This window comes from Saccharopolyspora sp. (genome assembly GCF_017434145.1).
GTDB lineage: Bacteria > Actinomycetota > Actinomycetes > Mycobacteriales > Pseudonocardiaceae > Saccharopolyspora_C > Saccharopolyspora_C galaxeae.
This window is the reverse complement of sequence record NZ_JAFRFW010000455.1, coordinates 1-9,360: the sequence shown is the minus strand read 5'-3', so window position 1 is coordinate 9,360 and position 9,360 is coordinate 1. Positions and strand designations below refer to the sequence as shown.

Genomic DNA, 9,360 nt, shown 5'->3' with positions numbered 1-9,360 from the left:
TCTGGAGATTGACACGATCTATGCCGAAGGCCAGCGCAAGTACGTCGAGTCCATGTCGGCCTCCGCCCGGCAGTTCCCGGACCACGACCTCGCGATCCAGACCGGCGATGCGCTGCAGCTGCTCGCGGACCACCGCCGCCTTCAGCTCGCGCTGCGTGACCGGATCCGCGTGCTGCCAGTCGCAGCCGCCGCAGCGGTCCCGGCCCCGCGACATGTCCGCCAGCGGGCAGGGCGGCTGCACCCGGCCCTCGGCCGCGGTGAACACCTCCACCGCGTCGGCCCGGCAGAACCCCTTGCCGGGGTCCTCGGTGACCTCCGCCAGCACCACCTCACCGGGTAGCGCGTGCCGCACGAACACCACCCGGCCTTCGTGGCGGGCCACGCAGTGCCCGCCGTGGGCGACCGGTCCCACGTCGAGTTTCAGACGCTTGCCGGTCCAGTCGAGTTTGCCGGTCACCGGCGTTCGTTCCCCTTCGTCTCACCCAGGCCGCGCCGCAGCGCGCCCGGCATCACCCGTTGCTTGGCGCGCTGCTTGGCCCGCGTCGACGACGCGAGCTGCCACGGCACGCTGGTCACCATCACGCCCGGCTCGAACAGCAACCGGCCCTTGAGCCGCAGCGCGCTCTGGTTGTGCAGCAGCTGCTCCCACCAGTGTCCGACGACGTACTCCGGGATGAACACGGTGACCACGTCGCGGGGGCTGTTGCGGCGGATCCGCTTGACGTATTCGATCAGCGGCCGGGTCACCTCGCGATACGGCGACTCGATGACCTTCAACGGCACCGGCAGGTCCTTCGACTCCCAGGCGGAGGTGAGTTCCCTGGTGCCCGCGTCGTCCACGTTGACCGTGATCGCCTCCAGCGTGTCCGGGCGGGTCGCCCGCGCGTAGGCCAACGCGCGCAGCGTCGGCAGGTGCACCTGGGACACCAGCACCAGTGCGTAGTTCCGCGACGGCAGCACGGCCGGCTCGTCGTACTGGGCCAGCTCCTCCTGCACCGAGTCGTAGTGCCGCCGGATCGCGGTCATCAGCAGGTAGATCGCCGCCATCGCCGCCAGTGCGATCCACGCGCCCTTGGCCAGCTTCGTGGCCAGCACGATCACCAGCACCGAGCCGGTCATCACCAGCCCGAAGGCGTTGATCGCCTGCGAGCGGCGCATCCGCCGCCGCTGCGAGACGTCCTCCTCCGTGCGCAGCAACCGGTTCCAGTGCCGCACCATCCCGGTCTGGCTCACCGTGAACGACACGAACACGCCCACCACGTAGAGCTGCACGAGCTGGGTGACCTCGGCGTCGAAGGCCATCACCAGCACCGCCGCGAACACCGCCAGGAACACGATGCCGTTGGAGAACGCCAGCCGGTCGCCGCGGGTGTGGAACTGCCGCGGCAAGTAGCGGTCCTGCGCCAGGATCGACCCCAGCACGGGGAAGCCGTTGAACGCGGTGTTCGCCGCCAGCACCAGGATGATCGCGGTGCAGGCGGTGACGTAGTAGACGCCGGGCGGGAAGACGTTGAACACCGCGGCGGCGATCTGGGCGATCATCGTCTGCTGCACGTAGCCGGGCGGTGCGCCGATGATCTGGTGCACCGGGTCCTCCGCGATGCGCACCCCGGTGTACTGCGCCAGGGAGATCAGCCCCATCAGCATGATGACCGAGAGCGCGCCCATCATCAGCAGCGTCGTCGCCGCGTTCCGGGACTTCGGCTTGCGGAACGCGGGCACCCCGTTGCTGATCGCTTCCACGCCGGTCAGCGCCGCGGCACCCTGCGAGAACGCCCGCATCACCAGGAACACGAACGCCAGCCCGGCCACCTGCGTCTCGTCCGGGGCGATCTGCACCGAAGCGCTCTCGGCGCGCATCTCGTGGCCGAGCACGAGCGCGCGGAACAGCCCGAACGCGATCATGCCGAGCACGCCGAGCAGGAAGGCGTACACCGGCACCGCCAGAAATCCCCCGGACTCGCGCAGCCCGCGCAGGTTGATCGCGGTCAGCACGACGATCGCGGCCACCGCGAACCACACCTTGTGCGTGCCCACGAACGGGATCAGCGCACCGATGTTCGCGGCCGCCGACGAGATCGACACGGCGACCGTGAGCACGTAGTCCACCAGCAGCGCGCTGCCCACCGTCAATCCCGCGCGCCGCCCCAGGTTCTTGGTGGCGACCTCGTAGTCCCCGCCACCGGACGGGTAGGCGCGCACGTTCTGCCGGTAGCTGGCCACCACGGTGAGCATCACCAGCGCGACCAGCGCACCCAACCACGGCGTCAGCGCGTAGGCCGACAGTCCCGCCACCGACAGCACCAGGAACAGTTCCTCCGGCGCGTAGGCCACCGACGACATCGCGTCGGAGGCGAACACCGGCAGCGCCAGCCGCTTGGGCAGCAGCGTGTGCGACAACCGGTCGCTGCGGAACGGTTGCCCCACCAGCAGGCGTTTCGTCGCGGTCGCGAGCTTGAACACGGCCATGAGCGTAAGCGCTCGCTTTTCGCACGTTGCCGCGCCCGTGCGCCCGCGGGCGCGGCCCCGGCACCACCGCGGCGTGCGCTCGGATACGGTGCATCCGCCGAAAGCGGCGGTCCCGGCCGCGGCGTGCGCGGGACACCGCGCCCTTTCCTGCCGGGGTACCGTCACGCAGGCGCGACGCGGCGGCACGTCGTGCCGCACGAGCAGGACAAGGAGACAGGCCGTGCACGTCGTGATCCTGGGCTGCGGCCGGGTCGGGTCTTCCCTGGCCACGGCCCTGCAGCGGCTCGACCACACCGTCGCGGTGGTGGACAAGGACGACCAGTCGTTCCACCGGCTGGGCAAGGACTTCACCGGCTTGCAGGTCACCGGCAACGGTTTCGACCGGGACGTGCTGATCGAGGCGGGCATCGAGGGGGCGGCGGCGTTCGCCGCGGTCTCCAACGGCGACAACTCCAACATCGTGGCCGCCCGGGTGGCGCGGGAGACCTTCGGCGTGGAGCACGTCGTGGCCCGCATCTACGACCCCAAGCGCGCCGAGGTCTACCAGCGCCTGGGCATCCCCACCGTGGCCACCGTGCCGTGGACGACCGACCGGTTCCTGCGGATGCTGCTGCCGGAGGGCGTGGCCACGGCGTGGCGCGAACCGTCCGGCACGGTCGCGGTGCTGCAACTACCGCTGCACGAAGACTGGGTGGGCCACCGGATCCCGGAGCTGGAGAACACCATCGGCGCTCGCGTGGCATTCGTCATGCGCTTCAGCAACGGCGTGCTGCCGGAGCCGCGCACGGTCATCCAGGCCGACGACACGATCTACGTCGCGGCGCTGTCCGGGACCGTCACCGACGTCACCGCCGCCGCACTGCGCGCACCCGACGAGGAGGGCCACTGATGCGCATCGCGATCGCAGGCGCGGGCGCGGTCGGCCAGTCCATCGCCCGCGAGCTGCTCGAAGGCGACCACCGGGTGATGCTGCTCGAACGCAGCTCCCGCAACTACCTGCCGCGGGACATCCCGGACGCGGAGTGGGTGCTCGCCGACGCCTGCGAACTGGCCTCGCTGGAGGAGTCCGGGCTGCAGTCCTGCGACGTGGTCATCGCCGCCACCGGCGACGACAAGGTCAACCTCGTGGTCTCGCTGCTGGCCAAGACCGAGTTCGCGGTCCGCCGCGTGGTCGCCCGGGTCAACGACCCGCGCAACGAGTGGCTGTTCACCGAGGCCTGGGGCGTGGACGTCGCGGTTTCCACGCCGCGGATGCTCGCGGCGATGGTCGAGGAAGCGGTCAACGTCGGCGACCTGGTGCGGCTGATGACCCTGCGGCAGGGCCAGGCGAACCTGGTGGAGATCACGCTGCCGGACAGCACGCCGCTGGCAGGCCGCCGCGTGCGGGACCTGGCACTGCCCTCGGACGCCGCGCTGGTGACGATCCTGCGCGGCGGGCGGGTGATCGTCCCGCAGCCGGACGACCCGGTGGAAGCCGGGGACGAGATGCTGTTCGTGGCAACCGCGGACGTGGAGCACAAGATCCGGGACGCGGTGCACGTCGGCGAGGGCTTGCAGAACTGACCGCACCGCGATCTTGACGACGGCGTCGCCGCGCGCCCACGACCGCGGAACTCAGGTCGTGCGGGTCATCATCCCGGCGATCACTGCGCCGCGCCGGAACCGCCCGTCTCAGGCGCGATCGAGCCACCCGCGTAGCGCGCGTACGCAGCCCGGTCGGCGGCCGCCTCCTGCTCCGCCACTTCCTGCGCGACCTTGCCCGCGCGGCGCACCGCCCACACCGTCACGATCAGCGCCAGTCCGGTCAGCGGATAGCCCATCGCGATCCGGGCGAACGCCAGCCATCCCGTCGCGTCCTCGTTGTAGAGCCACTGCTGGACGATGTACTTCGCGCCGAACACCACGACCCACGCCATCGTCGCCAGGTCGTAGCCCGTCATCGCCCGCCGCTGGTTGCGCCAATCCATGCCGAGCCCGTTGAGCAGCGACCACGCCACCCCGACCAGCGGCCAGCGCACCAGCACCGACACCAGGAACGCGCCGCCGTAGACCAGGCTCGTGTAGATCCCGAGCAGGAAGAAGCCCTTGGCATCACCGGAGCGGTAAGCGATGTAGGAGCACACCGCGACCCCGAGCAGACCGGAGATCGCCGGCTGCAGCGGCTCCCTGCGCACCAGGCGGTACACCGCGATGGCCACCGCCACCCCGATCGCCGACCAGATCGCGGGCATCAGCCCGGTCAACGCGTTGACCACGACGAACACCACGATGGGCACCGCCGAGTAGGCGAGGCCGGCGACCCCGCCCATCTGCTCCAGCAAGGTCTGCTCCGGCGCGGCCGTCCCGCCCGCGGACGCCGTGCCGGATGCTTCCGGAGCGGATTCGGGCGTGTCGGGCCGTGCGTCCGGGTCCGGGATGTCGCGTTCGCTCATGCGGTGTTCTGCAACTCGTAGTAGGGGTTGTAAAGCACTTTGCGGCCGTCGCGGACCGCGATGCGGCCGCGGGCCTTGATGGTGCGGCCGGGTTCGATGCCGGTGATCCGGCGGCGGCCGAGCCAGACGAGCGTGACGCCCTCGGTGCCGTCGAAGAGTTCGGCCTCCAGCGTCGGAGCCGAAGCCTTCGGCGACATGTCGACGCTGCGCAGCCTGCCCAGCACCACGGCTTCCTGCCCGCACTCGCAGTCGCAGGCCCGCTGGGCCCCGCTCGCCTGCGAGCGCTCCGAGAGGTCGTCGGCGTCGAGCTCGGCGACATCGCTGGTCAACCGGCGTACGAGGCGGCGCCAGTAGCCGCCCCCGGTGTTGCTCATCGCTAGCGCTCCCGTGCGCCTGGGCACTCGACTTCGAAGGGTTGGATCTTGCCGGGCCGGTCCGGGTCCGCGCGGAACCCGCCACCGATCCGCGAATCGTTCGGCGGGCTCCGGTTTCGCAGCAGGCTCCGGTTTCGCCGGGGGTTCCGGTCTCGCCGGGGGTTCCGCCGGGCTGCGCCCGAACACCAGCGTAGCCCGCGCGCGGCGGCCGGTCGCCACCCTGGCGGCATTTGGAAATTGATCACTCGATCGAGATCCCCACCGGCGCTCGCAACGAGCGCGCGGAGCTCCGCCAGGAGCTTCCGGCCGTGACCGATCAGGCCTCTTGCTGGCCGCCCTGGGCCTGCTGGATGTGCCGCGCGATGCTGTCCGGCAGCTCGATCGGCAGCGGCGTGCGCACCGGCAACGGGTCCTCACCGCGAACGACGACGGTGTCGTCGAGCACCGAGTACAGCAGCTTCGTGCACGCTTCGGCGTGCTCGGCGGGCCCGGCGGCGACGCCCCGCACCATCCAGCGCGGCCCGTCCACCCCGACGAACCGCAGCACGGCCTGCTGCGAGTCGGCGATCAGCTCCGGTCCCCACTCGCCGTCCTGCTGCCCGACCTTCGCGCCGTCCTTGCGCAACTGGTCGGCCAGTTCCATGCGGACCTCGGGCCAGAGCCCGGCGCTGCGCGGTGCGGCGAACGCGCTCACCGTCAACCGGCCCACCTGGGTCACCAGGTGCACCGCGCGCACCGGCCCGGTGGGGTCGACTTCGACCTGCAGCTGACTGCCCTCCGGCACCGGTAGCCGGACCGATCCCAGGTCGAGCCGCTGCACCGAATCGGAATCCGGCAGTTCGGTGAGGTCGTACGGCCCGATGCCCGACTCGGCACCGGCACCGAACTCGTACCCGTCGGCTTCCCCGGGCTGCGCGGCGTCCTCGGCCTGCGGGCCTCGCCCGCGGCGGCCCAATCCGAACATCCCCTCAGACCTCCGTCCTGTGTTCGGCCCCTGCCGGGGCCGTCAGCACCTCGTGGCCACCGGTGGACCCGTGGCCACCGGCACCCCGCTGCGACTCGGGCAGCTCGTCGACCTCCTCGAACACCGCGTGCTCCACGCGCTGCACGACGAGTTGCGCGATGCGGTCGCCGCGGCGCAGCGACAGCGGCTCCGCGCGGTCATGATTGATCAGGCATACCCGGATCTCACCCCGGTATCCCGCATCCACCGTCCCCGGCGCGTTCACCACGCCGAGCCCGGCCCGCGCGGCGAGCCCGGAGCGCGGATGCACGAAACCGGCGTAGCCCTCCGGCAGCGCCAGCGCGACACCGGTGCCGACGAGCGCGCGCTCACCGGGCTGCAGCAGCACGTCGCTGGTCGTCACCAGATCCGCCCCGGCATCACCGGAGCGGGCGTAGGACGGCGGCGGGAGATCGGGGTCGAGACGGGTCAACAGGACCTTCACGTTCGGCACGGGCCGCGAGACTACCCTGGAGGCGTGTCGGAAAGCGCAGAAGCAGCCACCCCCCGCCAGGACACCCCCGGTCAGGGGAATCCCGAGGGTGGAAATGCCGAGGCGGGGAGCACCGAACGGGGAAACGCCGAGCGGGGCAGCGGCGGCGAGCCGGCGGAGTACCGGGAGCGGCTGTTCGCGTCCTGGTGGACCTGGCCGCTACCGCTGATCATCGCCGTGCTGCTGGCCGCAGAGGTGCACATGGGACACCCGGGCGTGCGGGCGTGGCTGCCCTACGTGGTGCTGATCCCGGCCGCGATCGCGGTGCCGCTGTGGCTGGGCCGCACCAGGGTCGAGATCTCCGGCGGGGAGCTCTGGGTCGGCGATGCGCACCTGCCGCTGCGGTTCATCGAAGGGGCGGAGGTGGTGCCCGCCGCGGACAAGCGGCTCGCGCTCGGCCCGGAACTGGACCCGGCCGCTTTCGTGGTGCACCGGCCCTGGGTGAAATCCTCGGTTCGGGTGTGGCTCGACGACCCTGATGACCCGACGCCGTACTGGGTCATCAGCAGCAGGCGACCGGAACGTTTGGCCGCCGCGCTGCGCCGCTGAACAAATTTGCCGGGAAAGGGATTCCCCTCGCCGAATTGGGTCCCGGTTGTTTTCACCGGGCGAGCGCGGTAACCGAAAGCACCCGCAGATACGACGAACCTGGGCCCACGCCCCCTGCGTGTGCCCAGGTTCGTGTTCGGCCGTCGGGACGAGCCCCGGCCGATCCCGTCCGCGTCCGCACTTGCTTCCCCGGCTCCATGCTCGCGCGTCGCCGAGCCCGCCCGCGGCCGGACCGACGACGGCGCCTGCTAGCCGGATCCGGCGCGCCCGGCGTCCGCCGCGCCCGGCTCAAGCAGCGCAGTCGCGGCAGATCAGCCCGCCGTTGCGCTCCTCGGCCAGCCTGCTGCGGTGGTGCACCAGGAAGCAGCTGGCGCAGGTGAACTCGTCGGCCTGCTTGGGCAGGACCTTGACGGTCATCTCCTCACCGGACAGGTCGGCGCCCGGCAGCTCGAAGTTCTCCGCGATCTCCGATTCATCGGCGTCGACGACGCCGGATTGCGCGTCGTTGCGCCGCGCCTTGAGTTCTTCCAGCGAGTCCTCGGTCATTTCCTCGGACTCGCTGCGGCGCGGAGCGTCGTAGTCGGTCGCCATCGTGATTCACCCCTGCGATAGTGGAGACTGCAATGGTGTGCCGCTGGTAAACGTTCCAGGGCCCTCATTTGTGCCCGAGGGCTTGCGTGACGGTGATCTCGCTGCTGCGCCCCAAGTACCCCCGAACCGAGCCGTTCCCGCTCGCCGTCACTGCCCGAGGCGCCGAGAGGGTAGCCCATCGCAACGCAAAAGACGCACCAGGTCACCCATAGGTGTGGCGTGTGTAGCACCACCGTGCGGTCGGCATCTCCGCGCGGCTCACCTGGGCACCCGCACCGCCGTCCGCAGGGCACGACACGAGAGGCCGTCCGGCGGCGCGGAACGAACCGCTAACGCATAGGCTGATCGGCGAACGTCCGATCCGGTCACGGCAACGGCAAGGAGGGTGGCAGGACGTGTCTGCCGCGAGTTCACGGTGGGGCCGTCAGGGTCCGCGATACCGGCGACGCCGGCCACTGCCCGCCCTGCTGGTGCTGGGGCTGCTCGTGGTGCTGTCCGGCTTCGTGTGGACCCGGGTGTTCGAGACCGCCGAGACCACTGAGACCGCGACCCGGTGCAACATGCCCGGGCCGCCGACCGCCGCATCACCACCCGGCGAGCAGCAGGTTCCGGTGGGGCAGATGCTCGGCCGCACCGCGCTGGACCAGACCAGCCCGGCGCCACCGCAGGACATCCGGGTGCGGGTGCTCAACGGCAACGGGGAGGCGAACCAGGCGTCGTTGATCAGCCAGGAGCTGACCAACCTCGGGTTCGCGCCGGGCGGCGAGCCGGACAACGACTCGGTCTACCCGGCCTACGACCTCAACTGCCACGGGCAGATCCGCTTCGGCGGCGCCGGAGCCCCGTCCGCCCGCACGCTGAGCCTGATGGTGCCGTGCGCGCAGCTGGTGCGCGACGACCGTCCGGACGCGTCGCTGGACCTGGCGCTGGGCGCGGAATTCGACGACATCAAGAGCACTCCCCAGGCGCGGCAGGTGCTGCAGGAGCTGAAGAACTGGGCGCCGCAGGGCGGCGCAGCGCAGGAGGCGCGGCCACCGCAGATCAGCAACGAGCTGATGACCGCCGCCCGCGACGTCTCCTGCTGAAACCGCACCGACCGCCCCGCCGATCCGCTCGGCGGGGCGGTTTCGCGCTGATCACACCGCGCCCGCTCCCGCGCGCACCAAAGCACCGGTCAGCTCGTCGGCCACTCCCGGCGCCGCGCACAGCAGCGCCTCGTCGCCGAGCCCGTCGGCGGAATCTCCGCCCGGCAGCCGCAGCTGCGCGCCCGCTTCCTGCGCGATCAACGCGCCGGCAGCCCAGTCCCAGCGCTTGAGCCCGACCTCGAAGTAGGCGTCGATCCATAGGTTCCGGCCGCTCCTTTCGTACCGGTGCCTGCGATCTTATCCGCCGCGAAAACTTCCGCCAGCTCCTCCGGCGGATAGAACCGGTAGTCCACCTCCGTCGCAT

At 71.0% G+C, this 9,360-nt stretch carries 11 protein-coding genes and 1 pseudogene; 4 read left to right on the top strand and 8 right to left on the bottom strand.

What is annotated here, in order from left to right:
• Together IJH84_RS12625 and IJH84_RS12620 are read right to left on the bottom strand one after the other, a co-directional pair.
• Positions 1–457, bottom strand: a 457-nt coding sequence (locus IJH84_RS12625) for a TRAM domain-containing protein (RefSeq protein WP_295144391.1), incomplete at its 3' end; no start/stop codon positions are given.
• The gene (locus tag IJH84_RS12620) at positions 454–2,463 is read right to left on the bottom strand and encodes an APC family permease (RefSeq protein ID WP_295144388.1); all 2,010 of its coding nucleotides are present in this window, start codon (positions 2,461–2,463) and stop codon (positions 454–456) included. The genes IJH84_RS12620 and IJH84_RS12625, both read right to left, overlap by 4 nt.
• 226 nt (positions 2,464–2,689) lie before the next feature.
• Between IJH84_RS12620 and IJH84_RS12615 the strand changes: the two genes are divergently transcribed.
• Positions 2,690–3,358, top strand: a complete 669-nt coding sequence (locus tag IJH84_RS12615; protein WP_295144385.1) for a TrkA family potassium uptake protein — start codon at positions 2,690–2,692, stop codon at positions 3,356–3,358.
• Positions 3,358–4,032, top strand: a complete 675-nt coding sequence (locus tag IJH84_RS12610) for a TrkA family potassium uptake protein (RefSeq protein WP_200071291.1) — start codon at positions 3,358–3,360, stop codon at positions 4,030–4,032. Before IJH84_RS12615 ends, IJH84_RS12610 begins: the two co-directional genes overlap by 1 nt.
• Before the next feature lie 80 nt (positions 4,033–4,112).
• Here IJH84_RS12610 and IJH84_RS12605 read toward each other — a convergent pair whose 3' ends face one another.
• From IJH84_RS12605 to dut, 4 genes are all read right to left on the bottom strand, one after another.
• Positions 4,113–4,901: a DUF3159 domain-containing protein gene (locus tag IJH84_RS12605; RefSeq protein ID WP_295144380.1), complete on the bottom strand. Its 789-nt coding sequence runs from the start codon at positions 4,899–4,901 to the stop codon at positions 4,113–4,115.
• The gene (locus tag IJH84_RS12600) at positions 4,898–5,275 is read right to left on the bottom strand and encodes an OB-fold nucleic acid binding domain-containing protein (protein ID WP_200071289.1); all 378 of its coding nucleotides are present in this window, start codon (positions 5,273–5,275) and stop codon (positions 4,898–4,900) included. The genes IJH84_RS12605 and IJH84_RS12600 overlap by 4 nt, the downstream gene beginning before the upstream one ends.
• A 316-nt stretch (positions 5,276–5,591) precedes the next feature.
• Entirely contained in the window at positions 5,592–6,239 is a 648-nt protein-coding gene (locus IJH84_RS12595) for a DUF3710 domain-containing protein (RefSeq protein WP_200071288.1), read from the bottom strand.
• A gap of 4 nt (positions 6,240–6,243) precedes the next feature.
• Positions 6,244–6,732, bottom strand: a complete 489-nt coding sequence (gene dut, locus IJH84_RS12590; protein ID WP_200071287.1) for a dUTP diphosphatase — start codon at positions 6,730–6,732, stop codon at positions 6,244–6,246.
• 24 nt (positions 6,733–6,756) lie between these two features.
• Between dut and IJH84_RS12585 the strand changes: the two genes are divergently transcribed.
• Positions 6,757–7,320, top strand: coding sequence for a DUF3093 domain-containing protein (locus IJH84_RS12585; RefSeq protein ID WP_295144374.1), 564 nt, complete (start codon positions 6,757–6,759; stop codon positions 7,318–7,320).
• Between the two features lie 288 nt (positions 7,321–7,608).
• Here IJH84_RS12585 and IJH84_RS12580 read toward each other — a convergent pair whose 3' ends face one another.
• A complete protein-coding gene (locus IJH84_RS12580) occupies positions 7,609–7,911 on the bottom strand; it encodes a DUF4193 domain-containing protein (protein WP_200071285.1) in 303 nt (100 codons plus the stop codon).
• 395 nt (positions 7,912–8,306) lie between these two features.
• On the opposite strand from IJH84_RS12580, the gene cei reads away from it, so the two are divergent.
• Positions 8,307–8,996 (top strand): envelope integrity protein Cei, encoded by a 690-nt coding sequence (gene cei / locus IJH84_RS12575; RefSeq protein WP_200071284.1) that lies wholly within the window; start codon positions 8,307–8,309, stop codon positions 8,994–8,996.
• Between the two features lie 51 nt (positions 8,997–9,047).
• On the opposite strand, the pseudogene IJH84_RS12570 reads toward cei, so the two are convergent.
• A pseudogene (locus IJH84_RS12570) lies at positions 9,048–9,254 on the bottom strand (inositol monophosphatase family protein); the annotation flags it as partial.
• Between the last annotated feature and the right edge of the window lie 106 nt (positions 9,255–9,360).

Excerpts from the sequence above, each read along its gene's own strand:
- IJH84_RS12595 (WP_200071288.1), bottom strand. The coding sequence starts at position 6,239 with ATGTTCGGATTGGGCCGCCGCGGGCGAGGCCCGCAGGCCGAGGACGCC.
- IJH84_RS12580 (WP_200071285.1), bottom strand. The coding sequence starts at position 7,911 with ATGGCGACCGACTACGACGCTCCGCGCCGCAGCGAGTCCGAGGAAATG.
- IJH84_RS12605 (WP_295144380.1), bottom strand. The coding sequence starts at position 4,901 with ATGAGCGAACGCGACATCCCGGACCCGGACGCACGGCCCGACACGCCC.
- IJH84_RS12610 (WP_200071291.1), top strand. The coding sequence starts at position 3,358 with ATGCGCATCGCGATCGCAGGCGCGGGCGCGGTCGGCCAGTCCATCGCC.
- IJH84_RS12600 (WP_200071289.1), bottom strand. The coding sequence starts at position 5,275 with ATGAGCAACACCGGGGGCGGCTACTGGCGCCGCCTCGTACGCCGGTTG.